This is a genomic window from Rhizobium sp. LjRoot30 (genome assembly GCF_964253915.1).
Lineage (GTDB): Bacteria > Pseudomonadota > Alphaproteobacteria > Rhizobiales > Rhizobiaceae > Metarhizobium.
The window spans coordinates 193,189-212,417 of sequence record NZ_CAXUSG020000009.1 but is presented as its reverse complement, the minus strand read 5'-3'; the positions used below and the strand labels follow the sequence as shown (position 1 = coordinate 212,417).

The window sequence follows — 19,229 nt, the reverse complement described above, 5'->3', positions numbered from 1 at the left end:
GCCGGCGTGTTACAGGTGAGCGGGAAGGCGATTACCGTCCCGCCCTATCACCGATGAACGTGGCAATAGGCTTCGAACTCGCGCGCGGGAGCGGTTCTGTGCCGCTCCTTGTGACGAAGCAAGGTAAAGCGGCGTGGCGAGAAATTGAAATCGAGGACCCGCAACTGACCGTTCTCCACGAACGGCGACACGATCGTCTCCGAAAGGGCAGTGACGCAACCACCCTGGCGTACGGCGGATAAAAGCGCTTCGTTCGACGGCAACACCATGCGCACGTCGAGGGTTTGCGGATCGAGCCCAAGTTCGCTAAGCGCGCCTTCCAAGACCGATCGGGTTCCAGACCCTCGCTCCCTCATGATCCATTTCAGCTTTCCGATTTCGTGGTCATGCTGGACAGGCTCGTCTGCCGACACGACCACCACAAGCTTGTCGCTCGCGATCGTGGATGCAGCCAGGCGCGGCTCATCCAGGTCACCCTCGATAAAGCCAAGCTCTGCTTCTCCATCGATGACCGCAGCGGCCACGGTCGCGGTGTTGCCGATGGTGAGATTGACCCGGATGCCGGGATAATCCTTGGAAAAGCCCAGCAGCCTCGCCGGAAGCCAGTAGTTCGCAATCGTCTGACTGGCATGAACGTCAAGGGTGCCGGTACGGAGGTTCCCCAGTTCGGCAAGCACCGCCTCGGTGACCTTCACGCGGGCCAATGTCTCCTTCGCTTCCTTGAGGAGCACCCTGCCCTCCCTGGTCAGCTGGATACCGCGTCCAACCCGATCAAAAAGCTTCACGGCGTAAAAATTCTCAAGCGCCTTGATCGATGCGCTCACCGCGGAAGGCGTCAGCCGAAGAGCGGTTGCAGCCTGTGTGAGGTGTTCGCGTTCGGCGGTCGCGACGAAAATTACCAGCTGTTCGAACGTCATGCCCAATCATTCATAAAACCAGAATGAAATGTCAAATATTATTCGATATATCAGAATGCTCCGGGAGAGTATTTTTTGAAATCATTTCTCACGGAGTAAAGATTTTGCATACGCGTCAAATCTTGAAAATTTTTCCCGGGTTCGCATTATCCCTCATGATCACGGCAACCGCTCAGATTCTCGTTTACGCCGAGACATCGGTCTTCGGCTACGAACTGATGGACGGACTTGTCTTCGCGATCGTTCTCGGAACCCTGTTCCATACGCTCGCCGGCCTGGCGCCGATTTTCAAGGCAGGGGTGGATTTCTCCGCCAAGATCATTCTGGAGGTCGCAATCGTGCTTCTGGGCGCCTCCGTCAGCATCGCGACGATCGCTGGCGCCGGAAGCCTGATGGTCGGCATCGTCATCTGCACGGTTATTCTATCGCTGCTTTCAAGCTACGGACTCTGTCGGCTGCTTGGCCTCCCGGACCGGCTGGCAACGCTCGTGGCCTGCGGTAACTCGATCTGCGGCAACTCGGCAATCGTCGCAGCAGCCCCGGTCATCGGCGCAAAGCAGGACGATGTGGCCGCATCCATTGCGTTCACGGCTGCGCTGGGAATCGTTGTCGTCCTGTTGCTGCCACCCCTGTTCCCTCTCTTGCATTTGAGTGAATGGCAATATGGCGTGGTCGCAGGGATGACGGTTTACGCGGTGCCGCAAGTGTTGGCCGTGACCGCGCCGGTGGGGACCGCCAGCGTTCAGATCGGCACGCTGGTGAAGTTGATGCGGGTTCTGATGCTCGGCCCTGTCGTTCTGCTGCTCCGCCTGAAGAACGGAAGTGGATCAGAAGAAGGAAACCGGGTGTCTCTCACACACCTTGTTCCATGGTTCATCGTCGGCTTCTTCCTGATGATGTGCCTTCGCAGCCTCGCCGTCATACCGGACAATCTCGTTGATGCAGCCAAGAGCGGCTCGACAATCTTGACAACGGTCTCGATGGCCGCCCTCGGCCTCTCGGTCAACATGCGCACGGTATTCGCGTCCGGAGGGCGGGTGCTCTTGGCCGGGGTCCTTTCCCTGGCTGCACTGGGGACGCTGAGTTTCTTCGGCCTCATGGTCCTTCAATTCCACTAACGTATCACAGCCAATCTGGAGCTTTCATGCGCATCCTGACCGTCCTGCTTTCGTCTATTCTCCTGTCTGTCGCCGCCGTATCGGCACATGCCGACAGCATCATGGCCCCCGAGGGTTATGAGGATCGCTTTCTCGGGAGTGCTGCCGCTCCGAAAACCCTTGTGGTGTACTCATCCCCGACATGCCCGCATTGTGTGGACTTCGAGAAAAAGGTTCTTCCCGACCTCGAGAAAAGGTACATCCAAAATGGCAAGTTGAAGGTCACCATCCGCCCTTTCGTCCGCAATGCCATCGACGCCGTCATATTCATGCTTGCGGAAAGCGCTGGAGACGCGGACCGAGACAGGGTGATCGCCGCGTTTACGTCGAGGCTCGATGATATTTTCAGCACGGAAGAGAAGGAAAGACTTCTGCGCGAGATCGCTTCTGCGAACGGGATCGACAACGACACATTCAATGCTGCCGTCAAGAATGAAGCCATCTACGACAAGCTGAACCGGGTTACATCGCAGGCCGTGGAAAGCTTCGGCGTGACAGGAACGCCCAGCTTTTTTCTAGACGGCCTACCACTTGAATATGACGGCACATTGAGTTCGTTTGCTGCCGTGGAACAGCAACCCATGCGTTGACGACACATGGGCTCCAATGCCTGCTTCGGGTCGATCACGGTCCCGCCAAGCGCAAGGAATGAAACAGTTGAGCCGTGCCCCGCCCTACCGATCCATCACATCGAGCAGCAGGCGGGGGCGGCACACCGGTTCAACGGGCTTGCCAAATCGGCAACAATCAGACGATGCCGCCTCAGACATCCCCGGCAAATGTGTTGCAGGTCTTCATGTCGCCGCTCTGGAAGCCGCGCTTGAACCATTTGACCCGCTGGGCGGAGGTGCCGTGGTTAAAACTGTCCGGCACGACGTAACCCTGGCTGCGCTTCTGCAGCGTATCGTCGCCGATCTGCTGGGCGGCATTGAGTGCCTCTTCCAGGTCGCCCGCTTCGAGAATGCCCTTCTGCTGGGTGAATTTGCCCCAGACGCCGGCAAAACAATCGGCCTGCAACTCGACACGCACCGACATCTTGTTGGCCTCGACTTCGGACATCGTCTGGCGCATCTGGTTGAACTTCGGCAGCACGCCGATCAGGTTCTGCACGTGATGGCCGACTTCGTGGGCGATCACGTAAGCCTCGGCAAAATCGCCTGACGCGCCGAACTGGCGGTCGAGCTGCTGGAAGAATTCGGTGTCGAGATAGACCTTGCGATCTCCGGGGCAATAGAAAGGCCCCGTCGCAGAGGACGCAAAACCGCAGGCGGAATTGGTCTGGCCGCTGAAGAGAACCAGCTTCGGCTGCTCGTAGGTTTCGCCGCTCGCCTTGAAGATGCCGGTCCAGGTGTCTTCCGTCTCGGCGAGCACGGTGCGGACAAAGGCGGTCATCTCGTCGTTCTGCGGCGTCGAGCGCTGCTGGGTGTTTTCCGTCTGGAAGTTACTGCCGCTGCCGTCGTCGAGCAGCGTCATCGGATTGATGCCGAGGAACCAGCAAACGACCAGGATGGCAACGATCGATCCGATGCCGAGTCCGCCGCCCGAACGGCCGCCGACGGGAATGCGCATGCCGCCGCGTCCGAACGGGTTGCCACCCGGCGAGTCAGGAGCCGACGTGCGCCGGTCCTCGATATTGTCCGATTGACGGCGACCCTTCCATTCCATGCTCTGTCTCCCGGCTCATGGCACTTCGAAATATGCCCCTTCAGCTATATATCCCCTGCAACCAGGAAATCCAGCGAAGCCTTGACGACAACGAGCCTGCTATGAGCGAAGCTCTGAGGAAACCAGCATGGCGCTGCGGCTGCTCGCCTGCCTGCCGCGCAACGCCTGCAGGGCGAAAAAGGCGGCCAGCACGACGACGATGGAAACATAACCGTCGATCGCATAGTGCCATCCGAGATAGACGGAACTGAGCTGCACGAAGAAGACATAGGCGAAAGCCGCCATGCCGAGCCGGCGGGAATATTGCGCAACGAACAGCGCATTCATCATGATCAGCCCGACATGCACGCTCGGGAAGGCGGAAATACCGCCGCCAAAACCGGTCAGGCCGCGTTCGTAGAGCGCCCAAAGATAATTCTGATAGCTGACGGCGGAATTCGGCCATTCGCTGCCGGCCAGAAACGCCATCTGCTCGGCGAAGCGTCCGTGATCGCCGGTTACCGCGCCATAAAAGGCCGGCCCCGCCGACAGGAACAGGCCGGCGAGAAGATTGCCGCAGACAACCCAGACGAACATGAACATCATCAGGTAACGTCTCCTGACGGCGTCGGCGCGGGGCGAGGTGACGACGAAATACAGGCTGCCGAAGCAGATGATGAACCACAGGACGTTGTAGTTGAACTCGACGATGGCCCGCACAGGGGCGAAAGCGGCGATAGCATAAAGCAGGCGCCAGGGATCCTGGCCAAAGTGCAGCCAGGCATCGATGTCGGCATGCAACGTATCGTAAGGAAAACCGCCGTTCAGGGCCGGCAGCGTGTTCTTCACCGAGGTGAACGTGCCCTGGAAGAGCATCAGCCCCACCATCATGACGCTGCCGCCGGCCAGCGCCGCCAGCCGCTTGACGGAATAGGTGCGGCTGAATGCCAGTTTACGACGACGGTCGAATCGCAGGAGCACGGCGGAAAAATCGAAGGCGATGGCGCCGAGCGGCATGAGGAACAGGAACATCCGCGCCCAATCCAGCACGTAGATCCCGTAGGACATCATCTTCTCGTTGCCGGTCGCCTGCAGCAGCAGAATGCCGACAGCCATATAGAGGATAATGACGAGATAGGCCCAGCGGTCGGAAAACACGCGCCCGCGTGTCGCAGCCCAGAGGGCCGAGAGGAATTCGCTTCGCTTCTTCGCCGTTCCGGGCATGCCGTGTCCGCCTTCGCGTTTCAGGGACGCACTGCCATGCATGGACGCCAGACAACACCAAGAAGATTAAAAATCCGCTATGCCGGAAAACCGGCGGAAAACCGCCGTTCATTTCTGTCGATTCCCGCATTTATGGGGTTCCGTTCGCGCAGACATTTGCCTATAAGCCGCTTCTAGCCTTTAGAGATGTTAAACGCGCGACCCGGCCGGTGATCCCAACACCGGGACCGGCTTTTCGCGCACGCGAATGAATGGATGACACGATGCCGAAGCGCCAAGATATCAAATCGATCCTTATCATCGGCGCCGGGCCGATCGTTATCGGCCAGGCATGCGAATTCGACTATTCCGGCACCCAGGCGTGCAAGGCGCTGAAGGAGGAAGGCTACCGCGTCATCCTCGTCAACTCCAACCCGGCAACGATCATGACCGACCCTGGTCTCGCCGACGCCACCTATGTCGAGCCGATCACCCCCGAAGTCGTCGCCAAGATCATCGCCAAGGAGCGCCCCGACGCGCTGCTGCCGACCATGGGCGGCCAGACGGCCCTCAACACCGCGCTGTCCCTGAAGCGCATGGGCGTGCTGGAGCGGTATAATGTCGAGATGATCGGCGCCAAGCCGGCCGCCATCGACATGGCGGAAGATCGCGCCCTGTTCCGCGAGGCCATGGCCCGCATCGGCCTCGAAACGCCGCGCTCGATGCTAGCGAACGCCACCGACATCAAGGACGCCGACCGCAAGACCCACGAAGCCGAACGTGCCAAGCTGAAGGCCCAGCTTTCCGGCGACGAACTGGACAAGGCGCTGGACGCGCTCGAAAACCAGTGGAACCTCGGCGAAACCGACCGCAAGCAGCGCTACATGAGCCATGCCATGGCAGTCGGCGCGCAGGCGCTCGACACCATCGGCCTGCCGGCGATCATCCGTCCGTCCTTCACGCTCGGCGGCACCGGTGGCGGCATCGCCTACAACCGCTCGGAATTCTTCGAGATCGTCAACAGCGGCCTCGACGCCTCGCCGACGACGGAAGTGCTGATCGAGGAATCGGTGCTCGGCTGGAAGGAATATGAAATGGAAGTCGTCCGCGACAAGGCGGACAACTGCATCATCATCTGCTCGATCGAGAACATCGATCCGATGGGCGTCCATACCGGCGATTCCATCACCGTCGCGCCGGCCCTGACGCTGACGGACAAGGAATACCAGATCATGCGCAACGCCTCGATTGCGGTGCTGCGCGAGATCGGCGTCGAGACCGGCGGTTCGAACGTACAGTTCGCCGTCAACCCGGCGAACGGCCGCCTCGTCGTCATCGAGATGAACCCGCGCGTCTCGCGCTCCTCGGCGCTGGCCTCGAAGGCCACCGGCTTCCCGATTGCCAAGGTCGCCGCCAAGCTCGCCATCGGCTACACGCTCGACGAGCTGGAAAACGACATCACCGGCGGCGCCACGCCCGCCTCCTTCGAGCCGTCCATCGACTATGTCGTCACCAAGATCCCGCGCTTCGCCTTCGAAAAGTTCCCGGGCGCCTCGCCGGTGCTGACCACGGCGATGAAGTCGGTCGGCGAAGTCATGGCCATCGGCCGCACCTTCGCGGAATCGCTGCAAAAGGCGCTGCGCGGCCTCGAAACCGGCCTCACCGGCCTCGACGAAATCGAGATCCCCGGCCTCGAAGCCGGCAGCGACAACCGCAACGCCATCCGCGCCGCCATCGGCACGCCGACGCCGGACCGCCTGCGCATGGTCGCCCAGGCGCTGCGTTTGGGCATGAGCGAAGCCGAAGTGCACGAAGGCTGCAAGATCGACCCGTGGTTCATCGCCCAGTTCAAGGCGATCGTCGATATGGAAGCGCGCATCCGCGAGCACGGCCTGCCGCAGGATGCCGATAACCTGCGCATGCTGAAGGCCATGGGCTTCTCCGACGCCCGCCTCGCCAGCCTGACGGCCAAGCGCCCGAAGGAAGTGGCTGAGCTGCGCAATCGCCTGAACGTCCGCCCGGTCTTCAAGCGCATCGACACCTGTGCCGCCGAATTCGCCTCGCCGACCGCCTACATGTATTCGACCTACGAGACGCCCTTCGTCGGCGCTGCCCGTTCGGAAGCTGAGGTTTCCGAACGCAAGAAGGTCGTCATCCTCGGCGGCGGCCCGAACCGTATCGGCCAGGGCATCGAGTTCGATTATTGCTGCTGCCATGCCGCCTTCGCATTGAAGGATGCCGGCTACGAAGCGATCATGATCAACTGCAACCCGGAAACCGTCTCGACCGACTACGACACGTCCGACCGCCTGTATTTCGAGCCGCTGACGGCCGAAGACGTGATCGAGATCCTGCGCGCCGAGCAGGAGAAGGGCGAACTGGTCGGCGTCATCGTCCAGTTCGGCGGCCAGACGCCGCTGAAGCTCGCCGAAGCGCTGGAAAAGAACGGTATCCCGATCCTCGGCACCGCGCCTGACATGATCGACCTGGCCGAAGACCGCGACCGCTTCCAGAAACTGCTGATGAAGCTCGATCTCGCCCAGCCGAACAACGGCATCGCCTATTCGGTCGAGCAGGCGCGCCTCGTCGCCGGCGAGATCGGCTTCCCGCTGGTGGTGCGCCCGTCCTACGTGCTCGGCGGCCGTGCCATGCAGATCATCCATTCGGAAAGCCAGCTGCAGAGCTACCTGCTCGACACCGTTCCGGGCCTGGTGCCGGAAGACATCAAGCAGCGCTACCCGAACGACAAGACCGGCCAGATCAACACGCTGCTCGGCAAGAACCCGCTGCTGTTCGACAGCTACCTGACCAACGCCATCGAGGTGGACGTCGATGCGCTGTGCGACGGCAAGGATGTGTTCGTCTCCGGCATCATGGAGCATATCGAAGAGGCCGGCATCCATTCCGGCGACTCGGCCTGCTCGCTGCCGGTGCGTTCGCTCTCCACCGAGATCGTCGACGAGCTGGAGCGCCAGACGACGGCACTCGCCAAGGCGCTCAATGTCGGCGGCCTGATGAACGTCCAGTACGCCATCAAGGACGGTGTTATCTACGTGCTGGAAGTCAACCCGCGTGCTTCGCGCACCGTGCCTTTCGTCGCCAAGACCATCGGTGCGCCGATCGCCAAGATCGCTGCCCGCGTCATGGCCGGCGAAAAGCTCGACCAGGCGATTGCCGCCTACGGCGAGAAGCCCAATCCGCGCGCCCTGAAGCACATTGCCGTCAAGGAAGCCGTCTTCCCCTTCGCCCGCTTCCCGGGCGTCGATATCCTGCTCGGACCGGAAATGCGTTCGACCGGCGAAGTCATCGGCCTCGATACCGATTTTGCGCTGGCCTTCGCCAAGTCACAGCTCGGCGCCGGCGTCGAGCTGCCGCGTGAAGGCACGGTGTTCGTCTCTGTACGCGATGAAGACAAGGAACGGGTGCTGCCGGCGATCCGGCTTTTGACCGAAATCGGCTTCAAGGTTCTGGCAACGGGCGGCACGGCCCGCTTCCTTGCCGAACAGGGCATTGCCGCCACCAAGGTCAACAAGGTTCTGGAGGGCCGTCCGCACATCGAGGACGCCATCCGCAACCGCCAGGTCCAGCTGGTCATCAACACCACCGACGGCACCAAGGCGATCTCGGACTCCAAGTCGCTGCGCCGCGCCACGCTGATGCAGAAGGTGCCCTATTACACGACGATGGCCGGCGCCGAGGCTGCCGCCCAGGCGATCAAGGCCTTGAAGGCCGGCAACCTGGAAGTCCGCCCGCTGCAGAGCTACTTCTGAGACAAGGGCAAACCTCGGTCCCGCCCCTGCGGACATCCCATCATGCCAGCGGCGCCCTCGGGCGCCGCTTCTCTTTTGAGCTCATGCTTCGTCCAGCAGACTGGCGACGAAAAGTGCGCCCAAGGTGGCGACCAGCATGAAATCGAACAGTCCGAAATACTGAATGATGCTCATGACCTACTCCTCCTTTCGGTGAAACCGGAAAAGAGGCCAAGGGTTCCGAAGAAATTTAGCCGGCGACCGATTTTTTCTCCTCCGAAGCCAGCCGGGCCATGAGATGTCGGACGGCGATCAGGTCCGCCACGAAACGCCGATTCTCCTCATGGCTCCTTTGCGCATCGGGAATGCGCAAGAGGTAGGACGGATGGACGGTGACGAACAAGGTCCTGCCACCCTCCAGCAGCATTGCCTTCCCTCTGATATCGCCGAGCTTTTCCTTGCCGTCGGTCAACGCCGCGTAAGCCGTGGCACCCAGTGCGACCACCAGCTTCGGCTTGATCAGATCGATCTCGCGGGCCAGCCACCAGCGGCATTTTTCCACCTCGCCCATATTCGGCTTCTGGTGGATGCGCCGCTTGCCGCGCGGCTCGTACTTGAAATGCTTGACGGCATTGGTGACGTAGAGCCGGCGCCGGTCGATACCCGCCTCGGTTACGGCCGCATCGAACACCTTGCCCGCCGGACCGACGAAGGGGCGTCCTGCAAGGTCTTCCTGATCACCCGGCTGCTCGCCGACAAACATCACCTCGGCATCGTCCGGCCCTTCGCCGAAAACCGTCTGCGTCGCCTTGCAATGGAGGAGACACCGGGTACAGCTTGCCGCCTCCGTGCGCAGCGCCTCGAGCGTGCCGGCGGGCGGCAGCGGTTCGGCGGGAACGGCTCGCGCTGCCGCCTGCAGGCGGTCGTGAAAGGCAAGCGGCTCGCTTGCCTGCCGCTTCGCCATGGCAATCACCCGCGCCTCCGCATCGGCGATCAGTCCGGGGATGAGGTCTGCCTCCGGCAGGTTCTTCCAGTATTTCTTCGGCATCTCGGCCTGCATCGCCTTCACCTTCAACCGTGCCGGATTGAAGATGTTGGCATAATAGATCCGCCAGAGTTCGTCGGCATCGTCGCTGATATCGGGCTTTTCCGCCGGTTCGTCGGAGAGCGTCAGATGAGTTCCGTCCCACGCGGCTGTGCCCCGCGGCGTGGCAATGACCCAGTCCATGTCGTTGAAACGGCGCTGGAAGAACGGTGCCGTGCGGGCGACGATATGATGATCCGGCTCGAACCATGCGACAAAGCTGCGTCGCGCCGTCACAGCCGATGCGATTTCGCGAAATCGCACGAAGGCCGTCATCTTGTGGCTATCGCGGCGCACCGATTTTTCCAGCAGCCGTGCCCAGGCCACCTCTTCGTCCGCCCGCACCTGCAGCAACGCCCGTTCCCGCGCCAGCCGCCAGAGAAGACGATAGAGAAGGTCGAAACGGGCCGGATCGGAATGACAGACGACTGCCGTCGCCAGGTCGATGAAGGCCGCCGGCACATGGATCGCAGCTCCTTCCGCCGGCGGCGGCAGCGGCGTTTCTTCCGATCCGAACAGCCCGGCATCCATCGACGCTTCCTGCCAGTCGATGGCCTGCGGCTCGATGCCGGCGAACAGGAACGCCCGCGCCCGGTTTCGCCACTCCGCGAAATCTCCCCTGCCCCTCACGATGGCGTGATGGATCATAACAACGACAATTGCTGCGGTTTCGGCTCGAACAGGCTTCGCAGGTCGGCGCGCTCGGCAAGTCGGCGCGGCGACCAGCCCTCGGCGGTGACGAACGGCTGCACCTTGCGGATCGAAACACCAAGATGTTTCAGATCCTCCAGCCGCAACCGGCGGTGAAGCCGGCTCGAAAGGATCGATTTTACCGCCTTCGTCCCCAAGCCCGGCACCCGCAGCAGCATCTCGCGATCCGCTCTGTTGATGTCGAGGGGAAAGTGCTGGCGGTTCGCAAGCGCCCAGGCAAGCTTCGGATCGAGATCGAGATCCAGCATGCCGCCCGGCCGACCTTCAACGATCTCCGGCACGCTGAAACCGTAGAACCGATACAGCCAGTCCGCCTGGTACAGCCGATGTTCGCGCATCAGCGGCGGCTTGATCAGCGGCAGGTTCTTCGACGAATCGGGGATCGGGCTGAAGGCGGAATAATAGACCCGTTTCAGATCGTAGCTGCCGTAGAGCCTGGCGCTGGTGCCGAGAATGGCGGCATCGTCCGCGCCGTCGGCGCCGACGATCATCTGCGTGCTTTGTCCGGCCGGAACGAAACGCTTACGTTTCTTCGTCTGCAGCGTCGGCTCGCCGGCGGCCTCGATCTTCAGACGCAGTTCGCCCATCGAACGGCGGATGTTGGCGGGCCGCTTTTCCGGCGCGAACCGGGTGATGCCGGTATCCGTCGGCAGCTCGATATTGATCGAGAGCCGGTCGGCATACAGCCCGGCTTCCTCGATCAGTTGCGCCGAGGCTTCCGGGATCGTCTTCAAATGAATGTAGCCACGAAAATTATGAACCGTCCGCAGTTCCCGCGCCACGCGCACCATCTGCTCCATCGTGTGGTCGGAAGAACGGATGATGCCGGACGAGAGAAACAGCCCCTCGATATAGTTGCGGCGGTAGAATTCCAGCGTCAGCCAAATAACCTCCTCCACCGAAAACCTTGCTCGCTCGACATTGCTGGACGAACGATTGATGCAGTAGGCGCAGTCATAGATGCAGAAATTGGTCAGCAGGATCTTGAGCAGCGAAATGCATCGTCCATCCGGAGCATAGGCATGGCAAATGCCCGCCCCTTCTGTCGATCCGAGCCCGCCGGACTGCGACGAGTCTCGCTTGGTCGTCCCGCTGGAAGCGCATGACGCATCGTATTTTGCGGCATCGGACAGCACCGCCAGACGTTCTTTCAGCGACTTCTTCATTAAAATGTTCACTATATGTTCCTTTCGTTTCCGTCAAGATCCCTTGGGCGTCAACCGAGAGGAATGAACCTGCATCGAACGAATATCTGCGCCTGCTCGCCCGTGTTTGACATCAAGCCGTTGCCGATTATCGAACTTCCTGTACGATCGATCGGCCAGAGCACGAACCACGAAGCCGGTTATCGATATGCATAGATTGCCTTCGTCTCATCTAGTCAGATTGGCCGCTCTGGTGTTTGCTTGGCTGCTTCTGTCACTTGGCGTCGCGCAGGCGCAAAAACGGGTGGCATTGGTCATTGGCAATTCGAACTACAATCAGGTCGCCCGTCTTCCCAATCCCGCCAATGATTCCCGCGCCATGGCCGATGCGCTTGTCCGGCTCGATTTTGTCGTGACGCTGCAGCAGGATCTTGGCAAGGCGGCAATGGAACAGACCCTTGCCGACTTCAGTGATGCGGCCCGCGAGGCCGATCTGGCGGTGGTCTATTATGCCGGTCACGGCATGGAAATGAACGGCAAGAATTACCTGATACCGACCGATGCCAAGTTGAAATCCGACAACCGCGTCCAGTTCGAAACCGTTTCCCTCGACCATGTCATGCTGGCAATCGAAGGCGCCAAGGCGTTGAAGCTGGTGCTTCTGGACGCCTGCCGCGACAATCCCTTCGCCAACAGCATGAAACCGACGAACGCCACCCGCTCCATCAGCCGGGGCCTGGCGAAGGTCGAGACCAATCCGGGCATGCTTGTGAGTTATGCCGCTGCCGCAGGCACGACCGCGCTCGATGGCGACGGCAAGCACAGCCCCTATACGGAAGCGTTGTTGGCCCATATTGAACAACCCGGCCTCGAGCTTAGCCTTTTGTTCCGCAAGGTGGCCGACGCGGTACAGGCCAAGACGGACGGAAAGCAAACGCCATTTGAATACGGACGGCTACCCGGCGTAAGTATTTATTTGAAGGAGCCGGTCTTGGTCGAAGAGAAACCGGTCGTCGCGCCGGTAACCGTCGTCAATGATCCCTGCCGGGACGCGGCTGCACATTGGGCCGCGATCGAAAACCAGAACAATCCAGCGCTTTTTGAAGACCATCTGCGTCAGTTTGGCTCCTGTGCCTTCGCGACAGTGGCGCAGGCCCGTCTTGACACACTCCGCCAACCGAAAGCCGAACCTGTCATCGAGACAAAGGTAGAAAGCTCGGTCGAAACACAGCCGGTAGAAATTGCCGCACTGGATCCGAAGGTCGAAGAGCCTGCCATCCTGGCACCCGACAACAACACCGCAAACGCAGCCGTTCCTGACGAGCAGCCAACGCAGGACAACCCGGCCGAGGACATGGTCGCCCTCACCCGCGGCCTGCAGGAGGAATTGCGCCGCGTCGGCTGCGCCTTCGGCAAGGCGGATGGCATCTGGGGTCCGCAATCGCAAAAGGCGCTGGAGCGCTTTGGCCGGGAAACAAAAAAATCGATCGATACAGAGACGCCCTCCCAGGCATCGCTTGACCTGCTCAAATCGACCACCGGCAAGGTTTGTGCGCCGGTCTGCAGCGTCCGGGAAGAGCTTCGCAATGGTGTCTGCGTTGCCAAAACCTGTGCTGCCGGCCAAATCCTGTCCAAGAAGGGGCAATGTATAGAGACGAAGGCAAAGCCGACGCAGACAACCAAGCGTCGTGTGGTGCGCGAGGATGCGGAAGTGTCCCAGGCGCGCCGGCGTCCTGTCGTCGTGGAAGAAAAGGTTCGTCCTGTTCGTCGTCACCGCGCTACCCCGAGCTTCAACGGCTCGCGTGACGACTGCATGACCGCCTTCATGTGCGACAATTGACCCTTCCGACAAGGGTCCGGAAACCGGCCTTCCGGCAGGTGTGGCGACGCACGTCCGGATGGGGCCGGCGAATTTTCTGGAAATCATGACAAGCGATCTGCTATAAGGGCGGCAATACGGATGATTGCACGGTTCCGAAGTCCCCTTCGGAACCTGTTTCTTTTTGTGTCGTCGGTTAGGCGACATGAGGTTCGAAGGACAGCGAAATGGTTGATAAGGTACCGATGACGCAAGGTGGGTTCGTCAAGCTGCAGGAAGAGCTGCGCTGGCGTCAGCAGGAAGAGCGCCCGCGAATCATCGAGGCAATCGCAGAAGCCCGCGCCCATGGCGACCTCTCCGAAAATGCCGAGTACCATGCTGCCAAGGAAGCCCAGAGCCACAACGAAGGCCGCGTCGGCGAACTGGAAGACCTGATCGCCCGCGCCGAAGTCATCGACCTCAGCAAGATGTCCGGCTCGACCATCAAGTTCGGCGCCACCGTCAAGCTGGTCGACGAAGACACGGAAGAGAAGAAGACCTATCAGATCGTCGGCGACCAGGAAGCCGACGTGAAGGCCGGCCGTATTTCCATTTCCTCGCCGATCGCCCGCGCGCTGATCGGCAAGGAAGTCGGCGATTCGATCGAAGTGAACGCCCCCGGCGGCTCCAAGGCCTACGAGATCCTCGCCATCTCCTGGGGCTGATCGCCCCGGCTTGCCCTGAACGCGACAGGAGCGGCGCGTGACCGATATCCGGAACATCGAGGTCATCGCGCCGAATTTCAAGCGGCGCCTGTCCGGCGTGACGTCGACGATCATCCAGCTGGTGCCGGTGCAGACCAAACTCGGCCAGAAGATCGCGACGCTGGGGCCGGGCCTGCCGGCCGCGCTGCCGCGTATCGGTTTTGCCGATCTTTTCCGGCTCTGGACACGGCCGCCCGGCCGCGCCCGCCGCGTCTGGCATGCCCGGCGCAACATCGAAATGCTGCCGGCCCTGTTCTTGCGCGACGTGCTGCGCATGCCGCTGAAGATCGTCTTCACCTCCGCCTCGCAGCGCCGCCACACCGGCTGGACGAAGTTCCTGATCGGCCGCATGGACGCCGTCATCGCCACCAGCGCCAAGACAGCCGCCTATCTGACGGTGGACAACACCACCATCCTGCACGGCATCGACACCAACCGCTTTTCGCCGCCCGCCGACAAGACGGCTGCCAAGGCCTCACTCGGCCTCGACGCGACGAAAAAGATTGCCGGCTGCTTTGGCCGGGTGCGGCGACAGAAGGGCACCGACCTCTTCGTCGATACGATGATTGCGCTCCTGCCCGAACGTCCCGACTGGATCGCCGTGATCGCCGGCCGCGCCACCGCCCAGCATGTCGCCTTCGAGACCGAATTGAAGGACCGCGTGACCAAGGCCGGCCTTGCCGAACGTATCCTTTTCGTCGGCGAGCACACCAACATCAACGACTGGTACCGCGCCCTCGACCTGTTCATCGCGCCGCAGCGCTGGGAAGGGTTCGGCCTGACGCCGCTGGAAGCCATGGCCTCCGCCGTGCCGGTCGTCGCCACCGATGTCGGCGCCTTCGGAGAACTGGTGGTGCGGGGCGACCGGGAAACCGGCACGATCATCGCCGCTGACGATCTTTCAGCGATGCGTGATGCAACAGCTGTCTTCATGGACGATGACCGTCGCCGCCTTGAGGCCGGAAAACACGGCCGTGATCACGTCTGCCGCAATTTCAGCATCGAGGGCGAAGCGACCGCCATCGGGCAAGTCTACGAACGGCTGCTTTCGGCGCGTTGACCGCTTCGGCTGGCGCAATTGCAGCCAATTGGGCCATCGGCGTAGATTACCCACATCCCTGCCACACCCGCGACGTCATCCTCGGGCCTGTCCCGAGGATCCAAGCACGTCAGGGAAATCCACTATCGTCGATGGCTTGGTACGCGGCGGCAGATTCTCGGGACAGGCCCGAGGATGACGAAAGAAGGCTCCTTGCAGCCCGTCACCTGCCCGACTCGCTCAGATCTCCACCAGCCCGATCTTCTTGACCTGACGGATCGTCAGCATGGTGCGCACCGTATCGACATGCTCGTTGGCCGTCAGCACCTCGATGACGAAGTCTTGGAACTGCGTCAGGTTTTCGGCAACACAATGCAGCAGGAAATCGCTGTCGCCGGAGACCATCCACGCCTGCCGCACCAGTGGCCAGCCGGTTGTCGCGGCAGCAAAGGCCTTCAGGTTGGCTTCCGACTGGTGCCGGAGGCCGACCATGCAGAAGGCCACCAGATCGAAGCCGAGCTTCGGCGCGTTGAGCATGGCGTGGTAGCCTTCGATGACACCCGCCTCCTCCAGTTTTCGCACCCGGCGCAGGCAGGGAGGGGCCGAGATGCCGACGCGGTCGGCAAGCTCGACATTGGTCATCCGACCGTCCCGCTGCAATTCCCGCAATATCTTGATATCGATGGCGTCGAGTTCTGCGCGCAGCACGGAAAAACCTTTCTCAGCATTCGCTGCCCTTCTACCGCAAGACACGAAATACGCAAGAATGTGTCTTTCGGGAGACTGAATATTACTGCCATGCCAATTGCCTTGTTGTTAACGCAGGGCTGCCCTTGAATATTTGCATGGAGCAATCATAAATGGGTCCCCATATAGGGGCGTCCCAACGCCCCAACGGGCGCGCGCCTCCCCCTGCGCCCGACGTCTTTTGAAAGGAATGCGCATGCAAGCCCGTCATACCAAGGTGCTGATCATCGGCTCCGGTCCCGCCGGTTATACGGCGGCGATCTATGCCGCGCGCGCAATGCTCAAGCCCGTCCTGATCGCCGGCATGGAACAGGGCGGCCAGCTGATGATCACCACCGACGTCGAAAATTATCCCGGTTATGCCGAACCCGTGCAAGGCCCGTGGATGATGGAACAGATGCTGAAACAGGCCGTGCATGTCGGCGCCGAGATCGTCAACGACCTCGTCACCAATGTTGACCTGTCGCGTCGCCCCTTCACGCTGCAGACCGATTCCGGCACGGTATGGACGGCCGAGACGCTGATCATCGCCACCGGCGCCAAGGCCAAGTGGCTGGGCATCGAAAGCGAGCAGCATTTCCAGGGTTTTGGTGTGTCCGCCTGCGCCACCTGCGACGGCTTCTTCTATCGCAACCGCGATGTGATCGTCGTCGGCGGCGGCAACTCTGCCGTCGAGGAAGCGCTCTACCTCTCCAACATCGCCCGCTCGGTGACGGTGGTGCATCGCCGTGACAGCTTCCGCGCCGAAAAGATCCTGCAGGAGCGGCTGTTCGCCAAGGAAAATGTCAAGATCCTCTGGAACACGGAAGTTGCCGAAATCACCGGCACGCCGGCCAAGCCGCCGATGCCGCCCTCCGTCAGCGGCGCCAGGCTGCGTGATGTGCGCACCGGTACGGTGACCGATACGCCGATCGACGGCGTCTTCGTCGCCATCGGCCATGCGCCGGCAACCGAACTGTTCAAGGACCAGCTGCGGCTGAAATCGAACGGCTATCTCTGGACGGCGCCGGACTCCACCGCCACCGATATCGCCGGCGTGTTCGCCGCCGGCGACGTGACGGACGACACATTCCGCCAGGCGATCACCGCCGCCGGCATGGGCTGCATGGCAGCGCTCGAGGCCGAACGTTATCTCGCCGGGGTCGGCACAGTCGCAATCGCAGCGGAGTAATAAGAAGCATGAGGGGAACAGGCATGCCGCTGGACTGGGACAAGCTGCGCATTTTCCATGCCGCAGCGGAAGCCGGCTCGTTCACCCATGCGGCCGACAAGCTGCATCTGTCGCAATCGGCCATCAGCCGCCAGGTCAGCGCGCTGGAGCAGGATGTCGGCGTCAAGCTGTTCCACCGCCATGCGCGCGGCCTGATCCTCACCGAACAGGGCGAACTCCTCTATCGGACCGCCCACGAGGTGCTGCTGAAGCTCGAAACGGTGAAGATGCAGCTCACCGAAACCACCGAAAAGCCGAGCGGTCGTCTGCGCGTCACGACGACCGTCGGCCTCGGCCAGGGCTGGCTCACCGACAAGATCCAGGAATTCCTGCAGCTCTATCCTGACGTGCAGATCCAGCTCATCCTCGACAACGAGGAGCTGGACGTCAACATGCGGCATGCCGACTGCGCCATCCGCCTGCGCCAGCCGCAGCAATCGGACCTGATCCAGCGCAAGCTGTTCACCGTGCACATGCACGTCTATGCCGCCCCCTCCTATCTGAACCGCTACGGCGAGCCGCAGACGGTGGAGGATCTCGACAACCACCGGATCATCTCTTTCGGAGAACCGGCGCCGAACTACCTGATGGACGTCAACTGGCTGGAAATCGCCGGCCGCTCCTCCGACAACAAGCGTGGTCCGCACCTGCAGATCAACAGCCAGACGTCGATCAAGCGCGCCTGCCTACTGGGAATCGGTCTCGCCTGCCTGCCGGATTACATCGTCGGCCGCGACCCGGGCCTGATCCAGCTCGCCATCAATGCCGACGTTCCGTCCTTCGACACCTATTTCTGCTATCCGGACGAAATGAAAAATGCCGCGAAGCTGAAAGCTTTCCGTGATTTCATCGTTGCCAAAGCACGCAACTGGAGCTTCTGATTGCGCTGCTTTTTTGTGCAGCGCATTGTTTAATTTTCTATAGATTTCATAGAGTTAACACGGCAAACATGGTTACGACGGGGCAGTTTTGCAACCTGCACCCTCTATCGATTCACACAATACCGCCAAAGAATTGCACGCTATGCATGTCAGCCATGCATAAATAAGCATTGTCCCATGCATAAAAAAACACCATATCGCACTCAGCTGATGCACATGGTGGCTTTTTCCTCCCAGTGCCACCGCAGCAGCTGTTCCCCTCTGGAGGTTTTATGACCTTCACACTTTGCAGGGCCCTGGTTTACTCCGGTGGCCCTCTTTTTTTGTCTTTTTACCAGCTGGTCAAAAATGCATAGCTGCAGTGCAATATTGCCCTATTGTGCCCTGCACAAAAAACCACCATATTGCACACAGCTGATGTACATGGCGGCTTTTTCCTCCCAGTGCCGCCGCAGCAGCTGTTCCCCTCTGGAGGTTTTATAACCTTCACACTTAAAAGGGCCCTGGATCTTTCCGGTGGCCCTCTTTTTTTGTTTATTGTTTTTTTACCATTTGATCAAAAATGCATAGCTGCAGTGCGTTTTCGCCCATTGTGCTTTGCACAAAAAACCACCATATTGCACACAGCTGATGCACATGGCGGCTTTTTCCTCCCAGTGCCGCCGCAGCAGCTGTTCCCCTCTGGAGGTTTATTGACCTTCACACTTATAAAGGGCCCTGGATCTTTCCGGTGGCCCTCTTTTTTTTCCGATATTATCCAAGCCAAAGCCAATTGCAAGATCACGGGAACGTGATTTGATACATCGAGAAAACTCGATACATATATCGACAAATCTCGATTTATCGATGTGAACCCCATGAACCCCGATGAGATCCTCAAGGCTATCGCCCACCCTGCCCGGTTGCAGATCCTGGTGTGGATGAAGGAACCGGAGCTTCATTTCTCCGAGCAGCTTCATCCGCTCGATCTTGGCGTCTGCGCCAGCCAGTTCGAACGATGCGGCCTGTCGCAGTCCACCGTCTCCACCCATCTTGCCACGCTGCAGCGTGCCGGCCTCGTCACCACGCAGCGTGTCGGTCAATGGATTTTCTATCGCCGCAACGAAGAAACCATCGCCGCCTTCCTCCACCATCTCAAGACCACCCTCTGATCCCACGCAAAGCCGTCTTGCTCCTCCCA

Annotated in this window: 15 protein-coding genes; 9 read left to right on the top strand and 6 right to left on the bottom strand. The window is 60.7% G+C overall.

The window, feature by feature from the left end; genetic code table 11:
- Positions 1 to 47: 47 nt before the first annotated feature.
- Positions 48 to 917 (bottom strand): LysR substrate-binding domain-containing protein, encoded by an 870-nt coding sequence (locus ACSQ3I_RS19040; protein ID WP_436001559.1) that lies wholly within the window; start codon positions 915 to 917, stop codon positions 48 to 50.
- A 155-nt stretch (positions 918 to 1,072) separates the two neighbouring features.
- Here ACSQ3I_RS19040 and ACSQ3I_RS19035 point away from each other — a divergent pair, with 155 nt between their 5' ends.
- Positions 1,073 to 2,035 carry a YeiH family protein gene (locus ACSQ3I_RS19035; RefSeq protein ID WP_436001558.1) on the top strand — a complete coding sequence of 321 codons (963 nt, stop codon included), beginning with the start codon at positions 1,073 to 1,075 and terminating at the stop codon, positions 2,033 to 2,035.
- 26 nt (positions 2,036 to 2,061) lie between these two features.
- Positions 2,062 to 2,664, top strand: coding sequence for a thioredoxin domain-containing protein (locus ACSQ3I_RS19030; RefSeq protein ID WP_436001557.1), 603 nt, complete (start codon positions 2,062 to 2,064; stop codon positions 2,662 to 2,664).
- A 172-nt stretch (positions 2,665 to 2,836) separates the two neighbouring features.
- Here ACSQ3I_RS19030 and ypfJ read toward each other — a convergent pair whose 3' ends face one another.
- Together ypfJ and ACSQ3I_RS19020 are read right to left on the bottom strand one after the other, a co-directional pair.
- Positions 2,837 to 3,739, bottom strand: a complete 903-nt coding sequence (gene ypfJ / locus ACSQ3I_RS19025; protein WP_436001556.1) for a KPN_02809 family neutral zinc metallopeptidase — start codon at positions 3,737 to 3,739, stop codon at positions 2,837 to 2,839.
- 99 nt (positions 3,740 to 3,838) lie between these two features.
- The gene (locus ACSQ3I_RS19020; RefSeq protein WP_436001555.1) at positions 3,839 to 4,942 is read right to left on the bottom strand and encodes a phosphatase PAP2 family protein; all 1,104 of its coding nucleotides are present in this window, start codon (positions 4,940 to 4,942) and stop codon (positions 3,839 to 3,841) included.
- 263 nt (positions 4,943 to 5,205) lie between these two features.
- Here ACSQ3I_RS19020 and carB point away from each other — a divergent pair, with 263 nt between their 5' ends.
- Positions 5,206 to 8,691 (top strand): carbamoyl-phosphate synthase large subunit, encoded by a 3,486-nt coding sequence (gene carB / locus ACSQ3I_RS19015; RefSeq protein ID WP_436001554.1) that lies wholly within the window; start codon positions 5,206 to 5,208, stop codon positions 8,689 to 8,691.
- Positions 8,692 to 8,920: 229 nt separating this feature from the next.
- On the opposite strand, the gene ACSQ3I_RS19010 is transcribed toward carB, so the two are convergent.
- A complete protein-coding gene (locus ACSQ3I_RS19010; protein WP_436001582.1) occupies positions 8,921 to 10,399 on the bottom strand; it encodes a UdgX family uracil-DNA binding protein in 1,479 nt (492 codons plus the stop codon).
- On the bottom strand, positions 10,399 to 11,631 hold the full coding sequence (locus ACSQ3I_RS19005) for a putative DNA modification/repair radical SAM protein (protein WP_436001581.1): 1,233 nt from the start codon (positions 11,629 to 11,631) through the stop codon (positions 10,399 to 10,401). Before ACSQ3I_RS19005 ends, ACSQ3I_RS19010 begins: the two co-directional genes overlap by 1 nt.
- Before the next feature lie 283 nt (positions 11,632 to 11,914).
- Here ACSQ3I_RS19005 and ACSQ3I_RS19000 point away from each other — a divergent pair, with 283 nt between their 5' ends.
- The 3 genes from ACSQ3I_RS19000 to ACSQ3I_RS18990 all read left to right on the top strand — a co-directional run bounded on the left by ACSQ3I_RS19000 (position 11,915) and on the right by ACSQ3I_RS18990 (position 15,232).
- Complete coding sequence (locus ACSQ3I_RS19000) at positions 11,915 to 13,450, top strand: caspase family protein (RefSeq protein WP_436001553.1); 1,536 nt, start codon at positions 11,915 to 11,917, stop codon at positions 13,448 to 13,450.
- A gap of 206 nt (positions 13,451 to 13,656) precedes the next feature.
- Positions 13,657 to 14,133: a transcription elongation factor GreA gene (gene greA, locus ACSQ3I_RS18995; protein ID WP_277916932.1), complete on the top strand. Its 477-nt coding sequence runs from the start codon at positions 13,657 to 13,659 to the stop codon at positions 14,131 to 14,133.
- 37 nt (positions 14,134 to 14,170) lie between these two features.
- The gene (locus tag ACSQ3I_RS18990; RefSeq protein ID WP_436001552.1) at positions 14,171 to 15,232 is read left to right on the top strand and encodes a glycosyltransferase family 4 protein; all 1,062 of its coding nucleotides are present in this window, start codon (positions 14,171 to 14,173) and stop codon (positions 15,230 to 15,232) included.
- A 219-nt stretch (positions 15,233 to 15,451) separates the two neighbouring features.
- Here ACSQ3I_RS18990 and ACSQ3I_RS18985 read toward each other — a convergent pair whose 3' ends face one another.
- Positions 15,452 to 15,919: an Lrp/AsnC family transcriptional regulator gene (locus ACSQ3I_RS18985; RefSeq protein ID WP_436001551.1), complete on the bottom strand. Its 468-nt coding sequence runs from the start codon at positions 15,917 to 15,919 to the stop codon at positions 15,452 to 15,454.
- Between the two features lie 235 nt (positions 15,920 to 16,154).
- Between ACSQ3I_RS18985 and trxB the strand changes: the two genes are divergently transcribed.
- The 3 genes from trxB to ACSQ3I_RS18970 all read left to right on the top strand — a co-directional run bounded on the left by trxB (position 16,155) and on the right by ACSQ3I_RS18970 (position 19,200).
- A complete protein-coding gene (gene trxB, locus ACSQ3I_RS18980; protein WP_436001550.1) occupies positions 16,155 to 17,129 on the top strand; it encodes a thioredoxin-disulfide reductase in 975 nt (324 codons plus the stop codon).
- Positions 17,130 to 17,152: 23 nt separating this feature from the next.
- A complete protein-coding gene (locus ACSQ3I_RS18975) occupies positions 17,153 to 18,049 on the top strand; it encodes a LysR family transcriptional regulator VtlR (protein ID WP_436001549.1) in 897 nt (298 codons plus the stop codon).
- An 857-nt stretch (positions 18,050 to 18,906) separates the two neighbouring features.
- Positions 18,907 to 19,200 (top strand): ArsR/SmtB family transcription factor, encoded by a 294-nt coding sequence (locus ACSQ3I_RS18970; protein ID WP_436001548.1) that lies wholly within the window; start codon positions 18,907 to 18,909, stop codon positions 19,198 to 19,200.
- Positions 19,201 to 19,229 lie beyond the last annotated feature (29 nt).

What these genes read in the sequence shown, in the direction of transcription:
- ACSQ3I_RS19040 (WP_436001559.1), bottom strand. Translation starts at nt 917, where the DNA reads ATGACGTTCGAACAGCTGGTAATTTTCGTCGCGACCGCCGAACGCGAA.
- ACSQ3I_RS19035 (WP_436001558.1), top strand. Translation starts at nt 1,073, where the DNA reads ATGATCACGGCAACCGCTCAGATTCTCGTTTACGCCGAGACATCGGTC.
- ACSQ3I_RS19030 (WP_436001557.1), top strand. Translation starts at nt 2,062, where the DNA reads ATGCGCATCCTGACCGTCCTGCTTTCGTCTATTCTCCTGTCTGTCGCC.
- ypfJ (WP_436001556.1), bottom strand. Translation starts at nt 3,739, where the DNA reads ATGGAATGGAAGGGTCGCCGTCAATCGGACAATATCGAGGACCGGCGC.
- ACSQ3I_RS19020 (WP_436001555.1), bottom strand. Translation starts at nt 4,942, where the DNA reads ATGCCCGGAACGGCGAAGAAGCGAAGCGAATTCCTCTCGGCCCTCTGG.
- carB (WP_436001554.1), top strand. Translation starts at nt 5,206, where the DNA reads ATGCCGAAGCGCCAAGATATCAAATCGATCCTTATCATCGGCGCCGGG.
- ACSQ3I_RS19005 (WP_436001581.1), bottom strand. Translation starts at nt 11,631, where the DNA reads ATGAAGAAGTCGCTGAAAGAACGTCTGGCGGTGCTGTCCGATGCCGCA.
- greA (WP_277916932.1), top strand. Translation starts at nt 13,657, where the DNA reads ATGGTTGATAAGGTACCGATGACGCAAGGTGGGTTCGTCAAGCTGCAG.
- trxB (WP_436001550.1), top strand. Translation starts at nt 16,155, where the DNA reads ATGCAAGCCCGTCATACCAAGGTGCTGATCATCGGCTCCGGTCCCGCC.
- ACSQ3I_RS18975 (WP_436001549.1), top strand. Translation starts at nt 17,153, where the DNA reads ATGCCGCTGGACTGGGACAAGCTGCGCATTTTCCATGCCGCAGCGGAA.
- ACSQ3I_RS18970 (WP_436001548.1), top strand. Translation starts at nt 18,907, where the DNA reads ATGAACCCCGATGAGATCCTCAAGGCTATCGCCCACCCTGCCCGGTTG.